The organism is Campylobacter sp. CFSAN093226, from assembly GCF_012897595.1.
Lineage (GTDB): Bacteria > Campylobacterota > Campylobacteria > Campylobacterales > Campylobacteraceae > Campylobacter_D > Campylobacter_D jejuni.
Genome location: NZ_CP040608.1, coordinates 448,040 through 469,945 on the forward strand (window position 1 = coordinate 448,040; position 21,906 = coordinate 469,945).

Genomic DNA, 21,906 nt, shown 5'->3' on the forward strand with positions numbered 1-21,906 from the left:
ATATTAATACAGTGTATCTAAATCATTAAAATAAATTTTTAAAACTTTTTCTATTTTATTTTTTTCTTCTAGAAGTATTTTTTTATTTTTTTCTCTAAAAGCTTTATTAGAGCAATAAATTAGATAAGATATACTAATGGCAGCAATTATTTTATTTTTATGTTCTATGCCTATAGCCATACATTCAATTTGAGGATTCATTTCTCCAATTTCTATGGCAATTTTTTCTTTTTTAATTTGCTTGATTTGTTGATAGAGTTCATTTATATTATTTAAGGTGTTTTCTGTAATTTTATCAAAATTTTTAGGATAAAGTTTTTCTAATTCCTTTTTATTTTTATTTGATAGTAAGGCTTTGCCTAAAGATGTTGCATAAGCAGGATACGAAGTGCCTATAAAAGATTTTAATTGTACTGTATTATTGGCATCAATTTTTTCTAAATAAAGCACATTTCCATCTTTTAAAATTCCCATTTGACAAGTTTGATTGGTTAAATTTCTTATATTTTTCATATGCTTTTTGATTATTTCAAAAATATTATTTTCATTTTTTATATTACATCCTAATTCTATAATCTTAAAATCCAAATAATAACTTTTATTTTTTAAATCACATTTGATATATTTTTTTTCTTGAAGAGTTTGTAAAATAGGCCAAAGAGTTCCAGCAGGAATGTTTAATTTTTTAGCTATAGCACTTAAGGTAAGCTTTTCTTTTGCAAGTAATTCTAGAATATTTAACACTCTAAGAGTGGGCTGATGCATATTGTCTTTATCCTTGTTTTATTTTTATAAATTTTAGCATATTTTTTACTTTTAGTAACATAAAATCATAATTTTTATTATTTATTAATTTTAATATTTTTTTTGTAAAAATTGGCAGTTAATAAGAATAAAATACGAATTTTTACCAAGTTAACAGCTTGATTTTTTTACAAATATTTTGTTATATTTTTTGTATATAAATATATTTTTGTATATACGAAAGGAAAAAAATGGGAATTTTAAAAGGAACTTTACCGGCTTTACTTACTCCATATAAAGATGATGGAAGTATCAATGAAAAAGAATTTATTCGCTATTGTGAATTTGGTATTTCTAAAGGCTTGAACGGATTGTTTTGTAATGGAAGTGCAGGGGATTCTCAAGCTTTGAGCGTGGAAGAGCAAGTTAAGTTAATGAAACTCACCAAAAAGGCTACAAAAAATAATATACCTATCATCACGGGTATTACCTCGACAATTTATGAAAACACTTTTATTTTGGCGCAAAAAGCTTATGAATTAGGTCTTGATGCCTTATTACTTGCTATGCCTTATTATTATAAATTGAGTGAAGATGCACTTTTTGAATATGTAAAATATTTAGCTTCTGAAGTGAAACTTCCCTTATATGTTTATAATATACCTCTTTTTGCACCAGCACTAAGCTTAAAATTTATAGAAAAGGTTTCAAAGCTTGATAATGTTGTGGGTATAAAAGATAGTAGCGGAGATGCTTTGCTTTTAAATCATATTTTAGATGTAGTACCTAGTAATTTTGATGTTTTTGTAGGAAGAGAAGAATTTTATGTAGGTGCATTATTAGCAGGTGTAAAAGGTTCTATGACTAGCATAGGTGGAGTTTTTCCAGAACTTATGAGCGAAATTTACAAATCAATCAATGAAAAAAATATAGGCAGAGCTTTGCTAATACAAAAAAGTTTATTAAAGGCCATAAGATTTGGTATGAGCATAGCTTTTCCTATGGGTTTTGCTTTGCTTTTAAAGGCCAGAGGATTTGAATTTGTAAATGCTAGTATTCATCCTTTATCACCTGCTACAAAAGAAGAATTAAACACTCGCTTTGATGAAGCAAAAGAGCTTATTAAAACTATAGAAAAAGAAACAGGTATAAAACTATGAAAGGATATATTATAGTCAATGAAAAAGACAATATTGCCACAGCTTTGCGTGACTTTAAAAAAGGCGAAAAAGTGGCAAATATTGAGCTTTTAAATGATATTGCAAGCGGACATAAATTTGCACTAAAGGATATAAAAAAAGATGAAATTATTATCAAATACGCAGAAGCTATAGCTAGTGCAAGTTGCGATATTAGTACAGGGGAATGGGTGCATATCCATAATACTGCGGGAATTAGAGGTCGTGGAGATAAGGAATGAAAATGAAAAAGATAATGGGTTATAGAAGGGAAGATGGAAAATTTGGTTTAAGAAATAAAGTCATTATCATACCAAGTGTACATTGTGCTAATAAAGTGTGTGAAAATATAGCTAGAAAATGTAATGGAGCAGTTTATATCAACCATCAGCATGGTTGCTCCCAGCTTGAATTTGATGCTTTACAAACTAGAGATGTTTTAATAGGTCATGGGAGCAATGCCAATGTTTTTGGTGTTTTAATTATAGGGCTTGGTTGTGAGGTAATACAAGCCAAAGCAGTAGCAGAAAAAATCAAAGAAGCAACGCCTTATAAAAAGGTTGAATATTTAGTGATACAAGAATGTGGTGGTAGTAAAAATACCATTGAAAATGGTATCAAAATAGTCAATGAAATGCTTGAAAGTGCTGCAAAATTACAAAAAAGTGAAGGAGATTTCAGTGATTTGATTTTAGGCACAGAATGCGGTGGAAGTGATAGCTATAGCGGACTTAGTGCTAATCCTGCTTTAGGAAGTTTGAGTGATTTTGTAATCGATGAGGGTGGTGCGGTAATTTTAGCAGAAACTACAGAACTTATAGGTTGTGAAGCCATACTAGCTAAGAGAGCAAAAAACGATGAAATAGCTAAAAAGGTATATGATAAGATTTTAGCTTATGAGAATTTAGTCAAATCTTTTCATGCTGATATTCGAGGAGCAAATCCTAGCCCAGGAAATATGGCAGGCGGGCTTAGTACTATAGAGGAAAAATCTTTAGGCTGTGTTTATAAGGCAGGAACTAGAACCTTAATGGATGTGATTGATTATGCTAAGCCTGTAGTTTCTAAAGGTTTAACTTTTATGAATACACCAGGCAATGATATAGAACAACTTAGTGCTATGGTTGCAGGTGGAGCAAATATTTGTGTTTTTACTACAGGTCGTGGCACTCCAACGGGTTCTGCTATCGTGCCTACTATCAAAATGAGTTCTAATACTTTTTGTTATGAAAATATGAATGATGCTATTGATATTAACGCAGGAAGCATTATAGATGGGGTAAAAACAAAAGAAGAAGTGCGTGATGAGCTTATAGAATTAATCGTGCGAATTTCAGATGGAGAATTGGTAAAAGCAGAGCTTAACGAGCAAAATGATTTTTCAGTTTGGAGACTTGCTACAACTTGTTAAAGGGTAAAGTGATGAAACATGCAAATTCAATAAAGTTAGAGTTAGTATGTAAAAAAATATCTTGGCGTATTTTGCCTTTGATTGTTTTGATGTTTTGTCTTTCTATGCTTGATAGGACAAATATTAGCTTTGTGAAATCTCATATAGAAATTGATGCAGGCATCGGTGAGGCTGCTTATGCTTTGGGTGCTGGAATATTTTTTATAGGTTATGCCATTTTTGAAGTGCCTTCAAATTTATTTTTGCATAAATTAGGAGCAAAAATTTGGTTGAGCCGTATAATGATCACTTGGGGTCTTGTAACTATGGCAATGATTTTTATACAAGGAGAAATAAGTTTTTATGTATTAAGATTTTTATTGGGTTTAACTGAAGCAGGTTTTAGTCCAGGCATTATTTTATACCTTAGTTATTTTTTCCCAGCTATATATCGATCTAAGGTTTATGGAATTTATCAAATGGGAGTTCCAATTGCTTTTGTTTTTGGTTCTTTAATTAGCGGTTTTATACTTGATTATACACCAAATATATATTTTAAAAATTGGCAATGGATGTTTTTAATAGAAGGAGGTATTACCGTTTTAGTAGGTATTTTTTGTTTATTTTATCTTGATTCACATCCAAAAGATGCAAAATGGTTAGATATAAAAGAAAAAGATATTTTGCTAAAACATATTGAAATTTCCAATACTAAAGCTAAGGATTATTCTATAAAAGATATTTTTAAAAGTATTTTGGTGTGGAAATTTGTATTTGTTTATTTTTGTATTCAATTAAGTGTTTATGGAGTGCTTTTTTATTTACCAAGTAAAATTGCCCAAATATTGCAAATAAATGTAGGTTTTGAAGTTGGACTTTTAAATGCCATACCTTGGATTTTTGTTTTTATCGCCTTGCCAATATTTACCTCATTGGCTGATAAAAAACATTCTTGGAATTTACATGCGATTTTATTTTTACTGCTAGCAAGTTTGAGCATGATAGCTTCAACTTTTGTTACAAATTTGGCGGCATTTTTATTTTTTATTAGCTTGGCTGCTATAGGTTTTATAGTCATTCAGCCTATATTTTGGAATTTGCCAACTCAAGTTTTAAAAGGAAAAGGAGCCGCGGCTGCTATTGCTCTTATAGGATCCTTGGGAAATTTAGGAGGTTTTGTAGCTCCTACTTTAAAAACATATATAGAAAATCATTTTGGAGTTGAGTTTGGACTTATAGTGTTAGCATTGATAGCAATTTTAGGTGTATTGGTATTAATACATTTAAAAATAACTTTAAATTTAGATAAAGGAGAATAAATGGATTTAAAAATTAAAAATAAGGTTTGTATTATTACAGGAGGGGCTAAAGGTATTGGGTATGGTATTGCTAAATTATGGGCAAGCGAAGGCGGAATTCCTGTAATTTTTTCAAGATCTATGCCTAAAGAGCACGATAAAGAATTAAAAAAATTATCTAGTGAGTATGAATTTTATGAAATTGATTTAAAAAATTATGAGCAAATTGAAAAGCTTGTAAAAAAAGTTGCTATCAAACATGGTGGAATCTATGCTCTTGTAAATAATGCAGGTACAAATGATAATTTACATATTGAAAATACAAGTACTCAAGATTTGATAAAATCTTATGAAAATAATCTTTTTCATTATTATACTATGACCAAAGAATGTTTGCCTTACATTAAAAAAGAACAAGGCAGTATTTTAAATATAGTGAGTAAAACAGGCATCACAGGACAAGGAAGAACTTCAGCTTATGCTTCGGCCAAAGCGGCTCAAATGGGTTTTACTAGAGAATGGGCTTGTGCTTTTGCTAAGGATAATGTTAGGGTAAATGCTATAGCTCCTGCTGAAGTTATGACTCCTCTTTATGAAAAATGGCTGCAAAATTTTCCTAATCCTAAAGAGCAATATGAAAAAATCGCAAAAGCTATACCTTTAGGCCATCGTTTTACTACCATAGAGGAAATTGCAAATACAGCGGTTTTTACACTTAGTCCCCTTGCTTCACATACTACAGGGCAAATTTTAATGCCAGATGGAGGTTATGTGCATTTAGATAGAGCATTAAATTGGGATGAAAACTAAGGAGTAAAAAATGACTGATTCTAAAAATATAAAAATAGCTATTGTTTTGGTAACTTCTCTTTTCTTTTTATGGGGAGTAAGCTATGGACTTATTGATGTGATGAATAAAAATTTTCAAAATCATCTTCATATTAGCCAGCATGAAAGTGGCTTTTTACAGTTTGCTTATTTTGGTGCTTATTTTATCATAGCCTTACCCGCAGGTTATATAGCCAATAGATTTTCTTATAAAATGGGAATCATTTTTGGCTTAGCTCTTTATGCCATAGGAGCTTTGCTTATTATACCTGCTACAAATTTGGCTTCTTTTCATTTGTTTTTGTTTGCGTTTTTTATTTTAGCTTGTGGTATTGGTTCTTTAGAAACTAGTGCAAATCCCTACATGACAAAGCTTGGTGATGAAAAAAATGCGAGTTTTAGAATCAATGCTGCGCAAAGTTTTAATGGTTTGGGGCAATTTGTAGGACCTATTATAGGCGGAGTTTTATTTTTATCTATTACTAAACAAGAAGAGGGTGCGAGTAAAGAGCAAATCGAGGCTGCATTGGTAGCTAATATGGGAAATGTCCAGCTTGTTTATATAGGAATTGCTGTCATTGTTATTTTGATTTTAATTGCTTTTGTTGCAAATAAGCTTCCAGAAGGAAGTGCGGTAAGTGATGATTATAAGCAAAAAGATGATTCTAAGCCCATATATGTTTTTAAACACAGACATTTTAACTTAGGGCTTTTAGCGCAGTTTTTGTATATAGCCAATCAAGTTGCAGCAGGAGCTTTTTTTATCAATTATGTTGTAGAACATAATGAAGGTTTAAAAGATGCGCAAGGTGCTTATTATTTTTCTATAGCTTTGGTTGCATTTATGCTAGGGCGCATTGTTTCTACTCCTTTGATGAAGATAATCAAAGGTGAAAAAATTTTAGGATTTTATTCTCTAATCAATGTGCTTATATGCTTTAGCTTGTATTTTGCTAGCGGGTTTTTTAGCATAGTGCTTTTAATAGCTTTATTTTTCTTTATGTCTATTTCTTTTCCTACTATTTTTGCGGTAGCAACAAAAAATTTACCTTTAAATCAAGTAAAACTAGGCGGTTCTTTGCTTGTGATGAGCATAGTAGGTGGAGCAATTATGCCTATAATTATAGGTTTTATTAATGATCATTATGGTACAGGCGCTGGGTATTTAGCAATGGCACCTTTGTTTTTATATGTGGCTTGGTATGGCTTTATAGGCTCAAAAGTGAGAAAAAATGCAAAAGATTTTTGATGCTCATCTACACCTTTGGGATTTGGAAAAAATACCTATTTCATGGATAAAAGACGATGAAAAATTAGAGCAAAATTATGATTTTTTTAGGATGAAACAAGAATATAAAGAATTTGAATTTATAGGTGCTATGTATGTTGAGGTTAATAGTGATGATTTAGAAAAGGAAGCTTTGTTTGCTTTGGAGCAAAAAAAGCTTCATAATCTTTTGTTTTGTTTAGCGGATTTTAAGCATAAAGAAGAGCTTAGTTCTTTTAGGGAAGTAATGCACACGAGCAAAAAAGGAGCTAAAAGACTATTTGAAGCAGACTTTGAAGAAAAAATAGAAATTTTAAAAACTTTCAATATACCTTTTGAGGCTTGTATTAAAAATGAAGAGCTTGGTTTTTTAGAAAAATTTTTAAGTAAAAATCCAAATTTAAAAGTGGTTTTAAATCATCTAGGAAGTCCAAAAATAAATCGTTTAAATGAATACAAAAAAGATTTAAGTTTTTTGAAAAAATTTCAAAATTTATATATCAAGCTTTCTATTCCTGATGGTTTTTCGCAAGAAACTCCTAAGGAATTTATTTTTGAGCTTTTTGCTTTTTTAAAAGAAAATTTTAGTGAGAATAAATTTATATTTGGGAGCAATTATCCAGTGGCAAAGATAACTCCAGCTAAGTGGGCCAAGCTTATTATAGAGAGTAAAATTTTTGATGATCTAGATAAAATATTTTACAAAAATGCTTTATTAATTTATAAAGGAGGATGAATGCAAAGATACGGTCAAATCATAAAAATAAAAAAAGAAAAAATAGAAGAATACAAAGAGCTTCACACAAAGCCTTATGAAGGGGTTTGTGAGATGATTAAGGAATGCAATATACAAAATTATTCCATTTATTTGTTTGGGGAATATTTATTTGCATATTTTGAATATATAGGTGCTGATTTTGAAGTAGACATGGCTAAAATGGCAAGAGATGAAAGCACACAAAAATGGTGGAAAGTAACAGATCCTTGTCAAATATCTTTAGGCTATGTAGGACAAAAATGGCTAAATATGGAAGAAGTATTTCACTTAGACTAAAAAAGGAGAAAAAATGACAACTTATTTAAATTATATTGATGGAAAGTTTATCCCACATAATGGAGAATTTATCGAAGTTTTAAATCCAGCTACCAAAGAAGTGATTTCAAGAGTAGCTAGCGCTTCTTTAGAAGATACTAAAAGAGCGATTGAAGCAGCCAAAAAAGCACAAAAAGTTTGGGAGGCTAAACCAGCGATTGAAAGAGCAAATCATTTAAAAGAAATAGCTAGTTTAATACGCAAAAATGCTAATTTCTTAACCGAAGTTTTAATGCAAGAGCAAGGAAAAACCAGAGTTTTGGCTAGCATAGAGATTAATTTTACAGCAGATTATATGGATTATACGGCCGAATGGGCTAGAAGATATGAGGGTGAAATCATACAAAGCGATAGGGCTAATGAGCATATATATTTATATAAAAGTGCTATTGGGGTAATTGGTGGAATTTTACCTTGGAATTTTCCATTTTTCTTAATCGCAAGGAAGATGGCACCTGCTTTACTAACAGGAAATACTATTGTTATAAAGCCAAGCAGTGAAACTCCAAACAATGCTTTTGAATTTGCAAAGCTTGTTTCGCAAAGTTCTTTACCAAAAGGTGTTTTTAACTTAGTTGCAGGTAAAGGCAGTGTAGTAGGATATGAATTATCAAGCAATGAAAATATAGGTATGGTAAGTCTTACAGGAAGTGTTGAAGCAGGGACTAGAGTAATGGAAGCTGCAGCTAAAAATATTATCAAAGTTTCTTTAGAACTTGGTGGAAAGGCGCCAGCTATAGTGTGCAAAGATGCGGATATTGATTTAGCAGTAGAAGCGATTAAAGCAAGTAGAATTTGCAATAACGGACAAGTTTGTAATTGTGCTGAAAGAGCTTATGTGCATACAAGCGTTTATGATGAATTTGTAGACAAATTTGTAAAAGCCATGAGTAAAGTAAGTGTTGGAAATACCTTAAAAGGTGATTTTGATATGGGACCATTGGTCAATCAAGCAGGAGTTGATAATGCTTTGGCAATGCTTCAAAGAGCTACAGCTAAAGGAGCGATTGTAGAATGCGGTGGAAAAATCATTGATACAAGTGGGTATTATTTTCCCGCAAGCGTTCTTACTAATGTTAAACACGAAGATGAGATCATGCAAAAAGAAATTTTTGCTCCGATTTTACCTATTGCTAAATTTGATACACTTGATGAAGCTATTGATATGGCAAATGATTGTGAATATGGTCTTACAAGTTCTATTTATACACAAAATTTAGATATAGCAATGAGAGCTAGCAGAGAAATTAAATTTGGTGAAACTTATATTAATCGTGAAAATTTTGAGGCTATGCAAGGTTTTCATGCAGGCTTTAGAAAAAGTGGCATAGGCGGAGCTGATGGAAAACATGGTCTTGAAGAATATTTAGCTACCCATGTGGTATATTTGCAGTATAATACTAATAAACAATGATTTTTATCCTATCTAAATTTTTAGATAGGAGTTATTATAATCTTGGAATCAAGTATGATGCTTTATAACTATGGATTAAACACTTTTTTAGTAATTTCTTAAAATCAATTTTGGAATTTTTCATTTTGTCTAAAATGAGTAAGATTATTTTTATAAGTAAAACAATAATTAAAAATTAGTTTATGTTTTATAAATATTAATGTAAATTATGTAGGTTTATTTTATAAAAATTTTTAAAAGCATTTAAATTATTTCTAGTTTATATTTTTGTAAGTAAATTTTAGATATCATCCAAAGTTTATTACATTTTTAAAGAAAGGAATTATTGTGCCTACCATAAATCAATTGGTTAGAAAAGAGCGCAAAAAAGTTTTAGAAAAATCTAAATCTCCAGCGCTTAAAAATTGTCCACAAAGAAGGGGAGTTTGCACTAGGGTTTATACTACAACACCTAAAAAACCAAACTCAGCGTTAAGAAAAGTTGCCAAAGTAAGACTTACTAGTGGCTTTGAAGTGATCAGCTATATCGGCGGTGAAGGTCATAACTTGCAAGAACACAGCATTGTTTTAGTGCGTGGTGGTAGGGTAAAAGACTTACCAGGGGTTAAATATCACATCGTTCGTGGTGCTCTTGATACAGCAGGTGTTGCAAAAAGAACAGTTTCTCGTTCTAAATATGGTGCTAAACGTCCTAAAGCAGGCGCTGCAAAATAATCATTCATACAGACAAATCCGTTAGATTTGATTTTGTTTGAGTAAAATTTAAAATTTGAAGGAAAAATAATGAGAAGAAGAAAAGCTCCGGTAAGAGAAGTCTTGCCTGATCCGATTTATGGTAATAAAGTAATCACAAAATTTATTAATTCTTTAATGTATGATGGTAAAAAAAGCACAGCTACAACAATTATGTATGGTGCTTTGGAAGCTATTGATAAAAAAGGTGGCGAGAAAAAAGGTATTGATATTTTTAATGATGCGATTGAAAATATTAAGCCTTTATTAGAAGTAAAATCTCGTCGTGTAGGTGGTGCAACTTATCAAGTTCCAGTTGAAGTTCGTCCTGCTAGACAACAAGCTTTGGCGATTCGTTGGATTATTTCTTTTGCAAGAAAAAGAAGCGAAAGAACTATGATTGATAAACTTGCAGCTGAGCTTTTAGATGCAGCAAATAGCAAAGGTGCTTCATTTAAGAAGAAAGAAGATACTTATAAAATGGCTGAAGCAAATAAAGCATTTGCTCACTATCGTTGGTAAGAAGGAGTGTGTATGTCAAGAAGTACTCCTTTAAAAAAAGTTAGAAATATCGGTATTGCTGCTCACATTGATGCGGGTAAAACGACTACATCTGAAAGAATTCTTTTCTTTACAGGTATGAGTCATAAAATCGGTGAAGTTCATGATGGTGCTGCAACTATGGACTGGATGGAACAAGAGAAAGAGCGCGGGATTACTATCACTTCTGCGGCTACAACTTGTTTTTGGAAAGATCATCAAATCAATCTTATTGACACTCCAGGCCACGTGGATTTTACAATTGAAGTTGAAAGATCTATGCGTGTTCTTGATGGTGCTGTTGCGGTATTTTGTTCAGTGGGTGGGGTGCAGCCTCAAAGTGAAACAGTTTGGAGACAAGCAAATAAATATGGTGTTCCAAGAATAGTATTTGTAAACAAAATGGATAGAATCGGTGCAAATTTCTACAATGTAGAAGATCAAATTCGCAACCGTTTAAAAGCTAATCCAGTTCCACTTCAAATTCCAATCGGTGCTGAGGATAATTTTAAAGGCGTAATCGATCTTGTAACTATGAAAGCTTTAGTTTGGGAAGATGATACTAAGCCAACGGATTATGTAGAAAAAGAAATTCCAGCTGAACTTAAAGAAAAGGCAGAAGAATATCGCACAAAAATGATAGAAGCAGTTTCTGAAACTTCAGATGAGTTGATGGAAAAATATTTAGGCGGAGAAGAATTAAGCCTTGAAGAGATTAAAACAGGGATTAAAGCAGGATGTTTAAGTCTTTCTATCGTTCCTATGCTTTGCGGTACAGCGTTTAAAAATAAAGGGGTTCAACCTTTACTTGATGCTGTTGTGGCTTATTTACCAGCTCCTGATGAAGTGGCAAATATCAAGGGTGAATATGAAGATGGCACAGAAGTTTCTGTAAAATCAACTGATGATGGCGAGTTTGCAGGACTTGCATTTAAAATTATGACAGATCCATTTGTAGGACAACTTACTTTCGTGCGTGTTTATCGCGGTTGTTTAGAAAGTGGTTCTTATGCTTATAACTCAACTAAAGATAAAAAAGAAAGAATTGGTCGTTTGTTAAAAATGCACTCTAACAAAAGAGAAGAGATTAAAGTGCTTTACGCAGGCGAAATTGGTGCTGTTGTAGGACTTAAAGATACTTTAACAGGGGATACTCTTGCAAGTGAAAAAGATAAGGTAATCCTTGAAAGAATGGATTTTCCAGATCCAGTTATTTCTGTTGCAGTTGAGCCAAAAACTAAAGCAGATCAAGAAAAAATGTCTATTGCTTTAAATAAATTAGCACAAGAAGATCCAAGTTTTAGAGTTTCTACAGATGAAGAAAGTGGCCAAACTATCATTTCAGGTATGGGTGAGTTGCACCTTGAAATTATCGTTGATAGAATGCTTCGTGAATTTAAAGTTGAAGCTGAAGTAGGTCAACCACAAGTTGCTTATCGCGAAACTATTAGAAAAACTGTTGAACAAGAATACAAATACGCTAAACAATCAGGTGGTCGTGGTCAGTATGGACATGTATTCTTACGCCTTGAACCACTTGAGCCAGGTAGTGGATATGAATTTGTTAATGATATCAAAGGTGGAGTAATTCCAAAAGAATACATTCCTGCAGTTGATAAAGGTGTTCAAGAAGCATTACAAAATGGTGTTTTAGCAGGTTATCCTGTGGAAGATGTTAAAGTAACTGTTTATGATGGAAGTTATCACGAGGTGGATTCATCTGAGATGGCGTTTAAACTTGCTGCTTCTATGGGCTTTAAAGAAGGTGCTAGAAAAGCAGGTGCTGTGATCTTAGAGCCTATGATGAAAGTTGAAGTAGAAACTCCCGAAGATTATATGGGTGATGTTATTGGAGATCTTAACAAACGCCGTGGTCAAGTAAATAGCATGGATGAGCGTGGTGGAAATAAAATCATCACAGCATTTTGTCCTTTGGCTGAAATGTTTGGTTATTCTACTGATCTTAGAAGTCAAACTCAAGGTCGTGCGACTTATTCTATGGAATTTGATCACTATGATGAAGTTCCTAAAAATGTTGCAGATGAAATCATCAAAAAAAGAAACGGTTAAATTTTTAGCGGGATTTTTCCCGCTTTCTGTCCTCGTAGCTCAGCAGGATAGAGCGCAAAATTCCTAATTTTGAGGCCGTGAGTTCGAATCTCGCCGTGGACACCATTTTATGGGGTGTTATTATGATAAAAATTGCTTTTTTTATAACTTTTGTAATTTCTTTTTTGGCAGCACAAAGCCCAGTAAATTTTAAAGAAGATAATAATATAACAAAAGAACGAAATATATTTAAAGAACAATCTCCAAAACGCATTAAAATTCCAACGCATTAAAATATATGTCAGATCTGATTACGCTAGCACAATTATCACAAGGGTATCGTTACAATAGTGATTCTTTAATTTTAGCTGATTTTATTTTAAAACAAGGAATTAAAGGCGCTGTTTTTGATGTAGGTGCGGGCTGTGGTATCATAGGTATTTTACTTAAAAAAAATATTGCAAATTTAAGTTTATCTTTGATTGATATTCAAAAAGAAAATATAAAATTGATTGAAAAAAATTTAAAATCCAACAAAATACAAGGCGATATTTTTCATGATGATTTTAATCAATTTCAAATCATAAAAAAATTTGACTTCATAGTCTGCAATCCTCCATTTTATAGACAAGGAGCTTACAAGAGTGAAGATCAGCATAAAGCTATAAGTAAATTTCAGGAATTTTTACCCTTGCATAGCTTTTTAGCTAAAACAAATTCTATGCTTAAGCCAAATGGTACTTTGTATTTTTGCTATGAAGCTTTAGCTTTAGATGAAATTTGTTTTATTTTAAAAGATATGAAAATGAAAATAACAAAGCTTTGCTTTGTACATACACATCAAAACAAAAAAGCAAGACTTGTTTTGATACAGGTAAAAAAAGGTTCAAAATCGCCTTGTGAGATTTTACCTCCTTTTTTTGTATATGAAAATGAAATTTTAAGCAAACAAATGCAAGAAATTCACTTAAGATTTAGGTTAAAAAGTTATGATATTTGATAAAAATTTTTCTTATGCTTTTGATGAAAATGCTTGTGAGAAATGCGGTGGAAAGTGTTGCACTGGAGAAAGTGGCAATATTTTTGCGAGCAAGGAAGAATTAGAAGCATTAAGAAAGCATTTAAATTTAGAAAGCAAAGAATTTGCTGAAAAATACTTGAGAAAAGTGGGCTTTAAAATGAGTTTTAAGGAGGTCGAATGTGAAGATGGCTTTGCTTGCATTTTTTTTGATACTCAAAAAAGAAATTGTAGTATCTACGATTTTCGTCCAAAACAATGCAGAACTTTTCCATTTTGGGAATATTTTAAAACACATCAAAAGGAATTAGAAAAAGAATGTATAGGTATTTGTTATTTGTCTTAGCAGCCTTTTTTTTGGCAGCTTGTGGAAGTTCAAAAATCAATGTTGTTTATCCTGATTATACAAAATATAAAAGCAATGATTTTGATTTAAGGGTTATGAAGGCTTATAATTATGAGTATTATAAACAATACAAAGAAGCCAGAGATGAATTTTTAAGTCTTTATCAAGATTATAATAATACTAATTTTTTAGAAAATGCATTTTTACTTTCTTTAGCAAACAATCTTGACAAGCAAGCAGAGTTAGATAATCTAGCAAAGCCTTATTTAAATCAAAATGACAATCTTAAGCGACTTAGTGCTCTTTATGCTTTAAATTCAAATGATATCAACAATGCTCAAAAACTTATGAAAGAGCTTTTAACAAAAAAGGATAGTGATCCTAGAAATTTAGAGCTTTACGGAGATATTTTGGTTAAAAAAAATGATTTAAAAAATGCTACAAAATACTATAGATCTGCTTATAATCAAGTGCAAAATGAAGAAATTTTATTTAAACTCATAGGAATTTATGCGATTTTGAATGATACTTTAAATATTAAAAATGTTTTAGAATTTTCAAGAAAAACCAATGGTTGTACTCTCAAAACTTGCGTCTTGCTTGCTAAAATTTATTTTGATGAAAAAAATATCGAAGCTTTAAAAAGTATATATAAAGAGCTTTATCAACTTACCAAAAATAAAAGTTTTGTATTGGCTTTAGTTGAGCTTTTAAATTCTCAAGGCAAAACAGAAGAAGCTTTAAAAATTTCTTTGCAGTATGATTTAGATGATGACATTAAACTCGCTTTGTATCAGAATTTAAAACGCTTTGATGATGCTAAAAAAATGAGTTTAGCTCTTTATCATAAAACAAAAAATAAAGAATATCTTCTACGAGCGGCAGTTTTTGAATTTGAAGCTGCAAATGAAGCTAAAAAAATCACTCCAAAAGTAATTGATTCTGTAAAAGAAAAATTCGAACAGGCTATCGATAAAGATAGCAATGCTTTGTATTTAAACTACTATGGATATTTGCTTATAGATTATGATTTAGATGTTAAAAAAGGTATAGAGCTTGTGAAACTTGCCTTAGAAAAAGATCCACAGAATTTGTATTATTTAGATTCTTTAGCTTGGGGGTATTATAAACTAGGCGATTGTAAGCAAGCATGGGAAATTTTAAAACAAACATTAGATGATAAAGAATTTGCAAATTCTGATGAGAGCAAAGCTCATATAAAAGCGATAAAGGCGTGTATAAAACCATGATATTGGATAAAATTTTTGAAAAAACAAAAGAAGATTTAAAAGAACGCAAACTAAAACTTCCTTATGATATGTTAGGGCGTTCTTTAGCTTCAAATCCTTTCTTTCCAAAAGATGTGATTAAGGCTTTAAAAAGAGTAGAAAAAGAAGTTAAAATCATAGCAGAAGTAAAAAAAGCAAGCCCTAGCAAGGGAGTCATTAGAGAAGACTTTGATCCTTTGAGTATCGCTTTAAATTATGAGAAGAACAAAGCTGCGGCGATTTCTGTTTTAACTGAGCCGCATTTTTTTAAAGGTTCTTTAGAATACTTAAGTCTTATACGCCGTTATACGCAAATTCCTTTACTTAGAAAAGATTTTATCTTTGATGAGTATCAAATTTTAGAAGCTTTGGTTTATGGGGCGGATTTTGTATTATTAATCGCTAAAATGCTAAGCATGAAAGAGCTTAAAAAACTGCTTGAGTTTGCAAGACATTTAGGTCTTGAGGCTTTGGTTGAAATCCATGATAAAGAGGATTTGAGTAAGGCTATTTTTGCTGGAGCGGATATTATCGGTATCAATCATCGTAATTTAGAGGATTTTACTATGGATATGAGTTTGTGCGAAAAACTTATCCCACAAATCCCAAATTCAAAAATCATCATCGCAGAAAGTGGTTTAGAAAATAAAGAATTTTTAGAGCATTTGCAAAATTTAGGCGTTGATGCTTTTTTAATCGGCGAATATTTTATGCGCGAAAAAGATGAAGGAAAGGCTTTAAAAGCTTTGCTTTAAGGAGGGAAAATGCAGTATTTGTATGCACCATGGCGGAGTGAGTATTTTGAAAAAGTAAAAAGCATTTGTCCATTTTGTGATTGTGCTAATAAGATCAAAAGCGATGAAGAATTAGGCGTGATTTTTAGAGCAAAGCATTGTTTTGGAGTGATGAACCGCTATCCTTATTCTGCAGGGCATTTTATGGTGATTCCTTATATACATGAAGAGCATATAGAAAATTTAAGTGATGAAATTTGGCAAGAAATGAGTTATTTTGTGCGTTTGGGGGTAAAAATTTTAAAAGAGCAAATTCATGCAAATGGAGTGAATATCGGTATGAATTTAAGCAAGGATGCAGGAGCTGGCATAGCTTTTCATTGTCATTATCATCTAGTACCACGCTGGTCAGGAGATACAAATTTTATCACAACCATAGGAGAAACTAGGGTTTGTGGCACTAATATAGAGCAAGTTTATCAAAAACTTGTTTTGGCTTTTAAAAATGCTCAGTGAAGTTGAATTTGTAGAGTTTCAAAAAGAAAATTTCTCTCTTTTAATCGATGCAAGAAGCCCTAGAGAATTTTTGCATTCTCACTTGATAGGAGCTTTAAATTTTTATGCACTCAATGATGAAGAATATCAAGAAATAGGAACAATTTATAAGAAAAATCAAGCTTTAGCTAAGGCTATGGGTGCGAGTTATATTTGTCAAAATACCACTAAGCATATATTAGAAATCACTCAAAATTTTCGCATAGGAGAAAAGGTGGGGATTTATTGTTCTCGTGGGGGTTTGCGTTCAAAGTCTATCGCAGTGATTTTAAGTGAGCTTGGCTTTAGGGTGGTGCGTTTAAAAGGTGGGTTTAAAGCTTATAGAACTTTTGTAACGCATTATTTCGAAAATGAAATAAATTTTGATTTTTTTGCTCTTTGTGGTAATACAGGTTGTGGAAAAACAGAGCTTTTAGAACAACTCCCACAAGCTATAAATTTAGAAAAAATGGCAAATCATTTAGGCTCGTCTTTTGGTGATATTTTAGGAAAACAACCTACGCAAAAAGCTTTTGAAGCAGAACTTTTTCACAATATTCAAAATTTAGAAAATTTTGCTTTCATAGAAAGCGAAAGTCGCAAAATAGGGGATATTATCTTACCTTTGAAATTTTATGAAAAAATGCAAAAGGCTTTTAAAATTTATTGTTTTTGTTCTTTGGAAAATCGCGTTAGAAGAATACAAAAAATTTATCAAGAAAAAATGACTCCTTTGAAATTTCAACAATGTGTGCAAAAAATCAGTCCTTATATCAGCTTAAATTTACGCCAAGATTTGCTTCAAAGTTATGAGAGAAAAGAATGGCAAAAGCTTATTGTTATGCTTTTGGAGTATTATGATAAAACTTATAAAAAACCAGATAAGATTGATCTTGAGTTAAATACTGATGATATTTTAAAAGCTAAAGAAGAGCTTTTAGATCATTTTAAAGTACAATTACTTTTTTAATATCAGATAATTTTATTAAATAATCAAATTTTTTCTTCATCATCTTGTAATAATCCTTTTTATCTTTGTTGTTTTTTAACTTGGCTCAAATTTTTATTTTAATGCTAGTAAATTTGAATTATAGAGAAGTAAAATATTTTTTAAAATACCTATTTATAGTAATTTAAGATAAAAAAATAAATTTTGATAAAAAAAATATATAAAATATTTCTTAAATTTATATTTTTTTAAATCATTTTAAATATAATTATCTCGCAAGTATATTTTGTAAGAAAGGGTAAGTAAATGAATACGATAAATTCAAGTTTTATTGTGTTGTGTACTTTACTAGTTTTGCTTATAACTCCAACTTTGGCAATGTTTATTCGGGTATGGTAAGAAGTAAAAATACTCTCAATACCATAATGAATTGCTTTATTGCTTTTGGTGTCATTACTTTACAATGGGTAGTGCTTGGATTTAGCTTTTCTTTTGGCAAAGATGAAGGACTTGGGCTTGTAGGAAATTTCGAGAATTTTCTCTTAGAGGGTATTAGCGGATATAATGCTTCAGGTGTTTCAAATATTCTTTTTATGATTTTTCAAATGATGTTTGCACTTATTGCATCTGCCATCATAACAGGCTCTTTGGTTGGAAGAATTAAACTGGGTGTTTTGGTGATATTTTTACTTTTTTGGAGTACTTTAGTTTATGATGTGTTAGCGCATATGATTTGGAGTAGCGAAGGGTTTTTACTTAAAAGAGGAAGCCTTGATTTTGCTGGGGGTGGTGTTGTGTATATTAGCTCTGGGGTTGCTGGACTTGTAGGAGCTTTGATAGTGGGTGCTAGAAAAAGTGATGATGAGGATAAAAACGCGCATTCTATTTCTTATGCTTTCTTAGGTGTGATTTTGCTTTTTATAGGATGGCTGGGTTTTAATGCTGGAAGTGCTGGCGAAATGAATGATATTGCTATCAATGCTTTTATAGTAAGTATTATATCAGCAGCTTGTGGCTTTTTATCTTGGGTAGTGCTTGAGGGCTCATCTATAAAAACCGACTATTTTAGGTGGGCTTAGTGGGCTTGTAGGGATTACTCCAGCTTGCGGTTATGTAGATAATTATGCTTTTCTTGTTATAGTGGCTTTGTCTTCTGCATTTTGTTATTTTAGTTTGAGTTTTATTAAATACAAACTCAAATAGGATGATTCTTTAGATGTTTTTTCTTTGCACGGAATCGGAGGTGTTTGTGAAGGAATCGCTACAGGGCTTTTTGCAAGTGTTAAAGCAAATCCTAATGTGATTACCAAAAATGCACTTGGCGGAGGGATTTTTTATCAGTGGAAGTTTAGAGCTTTTAAAAGAGCAAATTCTTACTATTATGATTTGTATGATTTTTTTAGCTCTCATAAGCTTTATTATTTTTTAAGATCATTTCTTGTTTTACAGACTTAAGAGTGAAAAAAGAAGTAGAACAAAAAGGCTTAGATGTGAGTTTGCACGGAGAAAAAGCTTATACTTTGGTTTAGTCGGCTAAATTTTTACCAAAAAAGTTTAAAAAAATGATAGACAAGGTTCTCAAATTCATTCTTAGTTAAGATCAGATAAATACTTTAAAATAAATTCCATAAATTCATCACTATCATTAGGGCAACTTATCAAATCATAATTGTATTTTGATAAATGTTTATACTCCATACCTAGTTCAAAAATCGTTTCAGAACAATCAATGCAAAAAGAAATAGGGTAAATCAGAGCTTTATCGTTTAAATTTGCCAAAACATCGCTTGTATTTGGTTCAAGCCATTTTACAGGGCCTAGTTTAGACTGATAAGCTAAAATAAATTCATCAAAATGATCTTTTAGCTTTTCTTTTAAAATTTCTACATGATCATTTACATGCTTTTCATATAAATCACCTTTGTCAATAATGCTTTGTGGTAAAGAATGCGCTGAAAAAATCAAAATTTTGGCATCAAATTTACTTTTTTTAGCCAAAATGTGCGAAACTATCATCTCGTTATAAAGCTCATTTTTGTAAAAAATATCTATAGTTTTTACTTTTGCTTGAATTTTTTGCTTTGAAATTTCATTTTGCAGAACTTCTAAAGATGAAGTTACTGTGGTGCAAGAATGGTGCGGATAAAGTGGAAAAAGAATGATTTCATCACTTGCATTTAAAGTGTATTTTTGCAAAATTTCTGTGGCAAAAGGAGGAACATAAAGATTTACAAAATCAAATTTAAATTCATCTTGTTTTAAATTAAGCTTGTCACACAGGCTTTGAGTAAGTTCGTTTAAAGGGGATTTTCCGCCCATTTTTTTATAGTTTTCTTGCATGGCTTTAACGCGAGCCTTTGTTATGATCCATGCTACAAATTTTCTTAAAAATCGATTTTTGATTCCTAAAATATAAGGATCATTAAACATATTTTTTAAAAAAACTTCACAATCTTGTAAATTCGTAGCTCCGCCCATATTTAAAAATAAAACTAATTTCACGCAAACCTTTCTAAAATTTCTTGAACTTTGTAAGCATCGCTCGTGCTGGCTAAATGATTGGGTTGATTATCGATAAGTTTTAACAAAGCTTCGTGTTCTGAAAAAAGTGGACTTTGTTGAGTAAGTTCTATAAAATTTCCATCTTTTAATAAAGAAAAGTCATTTAAATTGGCTTCATAAAAATGATTTTTAGTAATAAGATGAATTTTTCTTAGTTTTTGTGTGCTATTCCAACTTTGATGTATGCTAGCAATACATTTTTCAAGCCCACATAGAATAATGCTTTCACTTTCTCTTGTTTGATCTTGGGTGTATTTTTTAAGCAAATTGGTTTTTGTTATTTCTTGTTTGCTTAAAAAACAAAGCAAATCAAGATCATGCACAGCCAAATCTTGCAAAATCCCTACATCGCTGATTCTTTGTGGGTAGGGTGAAAATCTTTGTATGTTAATGCTGATAATTTCTTCATTTTCAAGCTCTTTTTTTAGGGCTAAAACCGCAGGATTAAATCTTTCACAAAAACCTACACCTACTTTTATGCTGTATTCTTTAGCTAAATTTGAAATTTCGTCTATTTCTTTTAAATTTAGAGCTAAAGGCTTTTCGATTAAAACGCATTTGCATTGTTTAAAAACTTTTTTTGCTATTGTTAAATGTGAATTTGTAGGTGTTGCTATGATGATAATATCATTATTTTGATTTAAAAATTTATCCAAATCATCATAAAAAATATCATCAAAAATATTTAGGTTTGGATTTTTGCAAAGGTCAAAAAGTGCATTAAGTTTAAAATGAGAATTTTTACTAAGTTCATTTAAGTGGTTTTGCCCCATTTTTCCAAGACCTATGATACCTATTTTCATGGAATTAATCTTTAAAAATACAAATAACTTGCTCTTGCTCTTCTTCACTTAAAAAAGGTGAAAAAGGCAAAGATAAGATGTGTTCGCTTGCGTATTCTGAATTTTTAAGTTCTAAATTTGAAAACTCACTAAAGCAAGGTTGTTTATGCAAAGGGGTTGGATAGTGTATAGCATAAGGTATATTAGCTTTTTCAAATTTTCGCAATACACTAGCTCTATCTTCAACTAAAACACTGTATTGTGCATAAGCGCTAAAAGCATTTGGATTAATTTGTGGAATTTGACAGTTTTTTAAATTTGCATTATAAATTTGTGCTAATTTTTGTCTTTTGTCTAATTCTTTTTCTAGGTATTTTAACTTAACATTTAAAATCGCTGCTTGTAAGGTGTCAAGGCGTCCATTTATACCTATAAATTCATGTTTATAACGCTGAGTTTGTCCGTGATTGAGTAAAATTCTTATTTTTTTAGCAATTTCATCATCATGGCAAAAAATAGCCCCGCCATCGCCATAAGCTCCCAAAGGCTTCGAAGGAAAAAAGCTTGTGCATGAAATTTTAGCTATAGAGCAGGATTTTTCTCCTTTGAAACTTGCGCCAAAACTTTGTGCACCATCTTCGATCAAAGTGATATTTTTATCTTTTAAAATTTCTTCTAAAGCCCTTAAATCACTCATTTGTCCAAACATACTCACTGCTATAACAGCTTTAGTTTTTGAAGTTATTGCTTTTTGCACTGCTTTAAAATCAAGATTGTAATTTGATAAATTTATATCTGCAAAAACAGGTTTTGCACCTACCAAGGCCACAACTTCAGCTGTTGCTATGAAAGTAAAACTAGGCACTATAACTTCATCATCTTTACCAATATCTAAGACTCTTAAGGCAAGGTATAAAGCACTAGTTCCACTTGAGCAACCTATAGCGTGTTTAACACCTAAGAAATGAGCTAAATTTTGCTCAAATTCGTTAAGCTTTGCACCGCCTATGAAAGAAGAGCTTGATAAAACGCTTTCAATTTCAGCATTGATTTCATCTTTGTATGCGAGATATTGGGCTTGAAGATTGATAAAATTCATAAAAAACCTTAGAGAAATAAAATTAAATAAAAATGTTTATTGTATTTTAGTTTTACTTAATTTAAAGTAATTTTGGTATGA

23 protein-coding genes, 1 tRNA gene and 1 pseudogene are annotated in these 21,906 nt (G+C 31.2%); 21 read left to right on the forward strand and 4 right to left on the reverse strand.

Going from position 1 to position 21,906, the window contains the following annotated elements; translation table 11 throughout:
• Positions 1–3: 3 nt before the first annotated feature.
• Positions 4–765 carry an IclR family transcriptional regulator gene (locus FBF02_RS02375; protein WP_002793545.1) on the reverse strand — a complete coding sequence of 254 codons (762 nt, stop codon included), beginning with the start codon at positions 763–765 and terminating at the stop codon, positions 4–6.
• A 230-nt stretch (positions 766–995) separates the two neighbouring features.
• Between FBF02_RS02375 and FBF02_RS02380 the strand changes: the two genes are divergently transcribed.
• The 21 genes and pseudogenes from FBF02_RS02380 to FBF02_RS02480 all read left to right on the forward strand — a co-directional run bounded on the left by FBF02_RS02380 (position 996) and on the right by FBF02_RS02480 (position 18,911).
• Positions 996–1,904, forward strand: a complete 909-nt coding sequence (locus tag FBF02_RS02380; protein ID WP_002858487.1) for a dihydrodipicolinate synthase family protein — start codon at positions 996–998, stop codon at positions 1,902–1,904.
• Positions 1,901–2,164, forward strand: a complete 264-nt coding sequence (locus tag FBF02_RS02385; RefSeq protein ID WP_002858631.1) for a UxaA family hydrolase — start codon at positions 1,901–1,903, stop codon at positions 2,162–2,164. The genes FBF02_RS02380 and FBF02_RS02385 overlap by 4 nt, the downstream gene beginning before the upstream one ends.
• Positions 2,165–2,166: 2 nt before the next feature.
• Positions 2,167–3,333 (forward strand): UxaA family hydrolase, encoded by a 1,167-nt coding sequence (locus FBF02_RS02390; protein ID WP_002837600.1) that lies wholly within the window; start codon positions 2,167–2,169, stop codon positions 3,331–3,333.
• Positions 3,334–3,344: 11 nt separating this feature from the next.
• Entirely contained in the window at positions 3,345–4,631 is a 1,287-nt protein-coding gene (locus FBF02_RS02395; RefSeq protein WP_002837601.1) for an MFS transporter, read from the forward strand.
• Positions 4,632–5,420, forward strand: coding sequence for an SDR family oxidoreductase (locus FBF02_RS02400; RefSeq protein WP_002825115.1), 789 nt, complete (start codon positions 4,632–4,634; stop codon positions 5,418–5,420).
• Positions 5,421–5,430: 10 nt separating this feature from the next.
• Positions 5,431–6,687 (forward strand): L-fucose:H+ symporter permease, encoded by a 1,257-nt coding sequence (gene fucP / locus FBF02_RS02405; RefSeq protein ID WP_002837603.1) that lies wholly within the window; start codon positions 5,431–5,433, stop codon positions 6,685–6,687.
• Positions 6,671–7,441, forward strand: coding sequence for an amidohydrolase (locus tag FBF02_RS02410; RefSeq protein ID WP_002837605.1), 771 nt, complete (start codon positions 6,671–6,673; stop codon positions 7,439–7,441). Before fucP ends, FBF02_RS02410 begins: the two co-directional genes overlap by 17 nt.
• Complete coding sequence (locus FBF02_RS02415) at positions 7,442–7,759, forward strand: L-rhamnose mutarotase (protein ID WP_002858606.1); 318 nt, start codon at positions 7,442–7,444, stop codon at positions 7,757–7,759.
• Positions 7,760–7,772: 13 nt separating this feature from the next.
• Positions 7,773–9,212 (forward strand): aldehyde dehydrogenase, encoded by a 1,440-nt coding sequence (aldA, locus tag FBF02_RS02420; RefSeq protein WP_002823713.1) that lies wholly within the window; start codon positions 7,773–7,775, stop codon positions 9,210–9,212.
• Between the two features lie 327 nt (positions 9,213–9,539).
• The gene (gene rpsL / locus FBF02_RS02425; RefSeq protein WP_002782934.1) at positions 9,540–9,926 is read left to right on the forward strand and encodes a 30S ribosomal protein S12; all 387 of its coding nucleotides are present in this window, start codon (positions 9,540–9,542) and stop codon (positions 9,924–9,926) included.
• A 69-nt stretch (positions 9,927–9,995) separates the two neighbouring features.
• Positions 9,996–10,466, forward strand: a complete 471-nt coding sequence (rpsG, locus tag FBF02_RS02430; protein WP_002779471.1) for a 30S ribosomal protein S7 — start codon at positions 9,996–9,998, stop codon at positions 10,464–10,466.
• 12 nt (positions 10,467–10,478) lie between these two features.
• Positions 10,479–12,554, forward strand: a complete 2,076-nt coding sequence (fusA, locus tag FBF02_RS02435) for an elongation factor G (RefSeq protein WP_002779472.1) — start codon at positions 10,479–10,481, stop codon at positions 12,552–12,554.
• Between the two features lie 28 nt (positions 12,555–12,582).
• A tRNA-Arg gene (locus FBF02_RS02440) sits at positions 12,583–12,659 on the forward strand.
• A gap of 17 nt (positions 12,660–12,676) precedes the next feature.
• The gene (locus FBF02_RS02445) at positions 12,677–12,826 is read left to right on the forward strand and encodes a hypothetical protein (protein WP_002854981.1); all 150 of its coding nucleotides are present in this window, start codon (positions 12,677–12,679) and stop codon (positions 12,824–12,826) included.
• 5 nt (positions 12,827–12,831) lie between these two features.
• Positions 12,832–13,533, forward strand: coding sequence for a tRNA1(Val) (adenine(37)-N6)-methyltransferase (locus tag FBF02_RS02450; protein WP_002858505.1), 702 nt, complete (start codon positions 12,832–12,834; stop codon positions 13,531–13,533).
• Positions 13,523–13,897, forward strand: a complete 375-nt coding sequence (locus FBF02_RS02455; RefSeq protein WP_002855009.1) for a YkgJ family cysteine cluster protein — start codon at positions 13,523–13,525, stop codon at positions 13,895–13,897. Before FBF02_RS02450 ends, FBF02_RS02455 begins: the two co-directional genes overlap by 11 nt.
• Complete coding sequence (locus FBF02_RS02460) at positions 13,870–15,147, forward strand: hypothetical protein (RefSeq protein ID WP_002858550.1); 1,278 nt, start codon at positions 13,870–13,872, stop codon at positions 15,145–15,147. The genes FBF02_RS02455 and FBF02_RS02460 overlap by 28 nt, the downstream gene beginning before the upstream one ends.
• Positions 15,144–15,920 (forward strand): indole-3-glycerol phosphate synthase TrpC, encoded by a 777-nt coding sequence (gene trpC / locus FBF02_RS02465; RefSeq protein WP_002854779.1) that lies wholly within the window; start codon positions 15,144–15,146, stop codon positions 15,918–15,920. Before FBF02_RS02460 ends, trpC begins: the two co-directional genes overlap by 4 nt.
• A 9-nt stretch (positions 15,921–15,929) precedes the next feature.
• Complete coding sequence (locus FBF02_RS02470) at positions 15,930–16,415, forward strand: HIT domain-containing protein (RefSeq protein ID WP_002858543.1); 486 nt, start codon at positions 15,930–15,932, stop codon at positions 16,413–16,415.
• Positions 16,405–17,403, forward strand: a complete 999-nt coding sequence (mnmH, locus tag FBF02_RS02475; RefSeq protein WP_002858496.1) for a tRNA 2-selenouridine(34) synthase MnmH — start codon at positions 16,405–16,407, stop codon at positions 17,401–17,403. Before FBF02_RS02470 ends, mnmH begins: the two co-directional genes overlap by 11 nt.
• Positions 17,404–17,688: 285 nt before the next feature.
• Positions 17,689–18,911 (forward strand): annotated as a pseudogene (locus tag FBF02_RS02480) (ammonium transporter).
• 61 nt (positions 18,912–18,972) lie between these two features.
• Here the strand turns inward: FBF02_RS02480 and hemH are convergent.
• Genes hemH through FBF02_RS02495 form a run of 3 tightly spaced genes read right to left on the reverse strand, consistent with a single transcriptional unit; the run spans position 18,973 to position 21,825 of the window.
• On the reverse strand, positions 18,973–19,884 hold the full coding sequence (gene hemH / locus FBF02_RS02485; RefSeq protein WP_002858523.1) for a ferrochelatase: 912 nt from the start codon (positions 19,882–19,884) through the stop codon (positions 18,973–18,975).
• Positions 19,881–20,747, reverse strand: a complete 867-nt coding sequence (locus FBF02_RS02490) for a Gfo/Idh/MocA family oxidoreductase (protein WP_002858502.1) — start codon at positions 20,745–20,747, stop codon at positions 19,881–19,883. Before FBF02_RS02490 ends, hemH begins: the two co-directional genes overlap by 4 nt.
• A 4-nt stretch (positions 20,748–20,751) precedes the next feature.
• Positions 20,752–21,825: a DegT/DnrJ/EryC1/StrS aminotransferase family protein gene (locus FBF02_RS02495; protein ID WP_002858614.1), complete on the reverse strand. Its 1,074-nt coding sequence runs from the start codon at positions 21,823–21,825 to the stop codon at positions 20,752–20,754.
• Between the last annotated feature and the right edge of the window lie 81 nt (positions 21,826–21,906).

What these genes read in the sequence shown, in the direction of transcription:
- FBF02_RS02375 (WP_002793545.1), bottom strand. Translation starts at nt 765, where the DNA reads ATGCATCAGCCCACTCTTAGAGTGTTAAATATTCTAGAATTACTTGCA.
- FBF02_RS02380 (WP_002858487.1), top strand. Translation starts at nt 996, where the DNA reads ATGGGAATTTTAAAAGGAACTTTACCGGCTTTACTTACTCCATATAAA.
- FBF02_RS02385 (WP_002858631.1), top strand. Translation starts at nt 1,901, where the DNA reads ATGAAAGGATATATTATAGTCAATGAAAAAGACAATATTGCCACAGCT.
- FBF02_RS02390 (WP_002837600.1), top strand. Translation starts at nt 2,167, where the DNA reads ATGAAAAAGATAATGGGTTATAGAAGGGAAGATGGAAAATTTGGTTTA.
- FBF02_RS02395 (WP_002837601.1), top strand. Translation starts at nt 3,345, where the DNA reads ATGAAACATGCAAATTCAATAAAGTTAGAGTTAGTATGTAAAAAAATA.
- FBF02_RS02400 (WP_002825115.1), top strand. Translation starts at nt 4,632, where the DNA reads ATGGATTTAAAAATTAAAAATAAGGTTTGTATTATTACAGGAGGGGCT.
- fucP (WP_002837603.1), top strand. Translation starts at nt 5,431, where the DNA reads ATGACTGATTCTAAAAATATAAAAATAGCTATTGTTTTGGTAACTTCT.
- FBF02_RS02410 (WP_002837605.1), top strand. Translation starts at nt 6,671, where the DNA reads ATGCAAAAGATTTTTGATGCTCATCTACACCTTTGGGATTTGGAAAAA.
- FBF02_RS02415 (WP_002858606.1), top strand. Translation starts at nt 7,442, where the DNA reads ATGCAAAGATACGGTCAAATCATAAAAATAAAAAAAGAAAAAATAGAA.
- aldA (WP_002823713.1), top strand. Translation starts at nt 7,773, where the DNA reads ATGACAACTTATTTAAATTATATTGATGGAAAGTTTATCCCACATAAT.
- rpsG (WP_002779471.1), top strand. Translation starts at nt 9,996, where the DNA reads ATGAGAAGAAGAAAAGCTCCGGTAAGAGAAGTCTTGCCTGATCCGATT.
- fusA (WP_002779472.1), top strand. Translation starts at nt 10,479, where the DNA reads ATGTCAAGAAGTACTCCTTTAAAAAAAGTTAGAAATATCGGTATTGCT.
- FBF02_RS02445 (WP_002854981.1), top strand. Translation starts at nt 12,677, where the DNA reads ATGATAAAAATTGCTTTTTTTATAACTTTTGTAATTTCTTTTTTGGCA.
- FBF02_RS02450 (WP_002858505.1), top strand. Translation starts at nt 12,832, where the DNA reads ATGTCAGATCTGATTACGCTAGCACAATTATCACAAGGGTATCGTTAC.
- FBF02_RS02455 (WP_002855009.1), top strand. Translation starts at nt 13,523, where the DNA reads ATGATATTTGATAAAAATTTTTCTTATGCTTTTGATGAAAATGCTTGT.
- FBF02_RS02460 (WP_002858550.1), top strand. Translation starts at nt 13,870, where the DNA reads ATGTATAGGTATTTGTTATTTGTCTTAGCAGCCTTTTTTTTGGCAGCT.
- trpC (WP_002854779.1), top strand. Translation starts at nt 15,144, where the DNA reads ATGATATTGGATAAAATTTTTGAAAAAACAAAAGAAGATTTAAAAGAA.
- FBF02_RS02470 (WP_002858543.1), top strand. Translation starts at nt 15,930, where the DNA reads ATGCAGTATTTGTATGCACCATGGCGGAGTGAGTATTTTGAAAAAGTA.
- mnmH (WP_002858496.1), top strand. Translation starts at nt 16,405, where the DNA reads ATGCTCAGTGAAGTTGAATTTGTAGAGTTTCAAAAAGAAAATTTCTCT.
- FBF02_RS02490 (WP_002858502.1), bottom strand. Translation starts at nt 20,747, where the DNA reads ATGAAAATAGGTATCATAGGTCTTGGAAAAATGGGGCAAAACCACTTA.
- FBF02_RS02495 (WP_002858614.1), bottom strand. Translation starts at nt 21,825, where the DNA reads ATGAATTTTATCAATCTTCAAGCCCAATATCTCGCATACAAAGATGAA.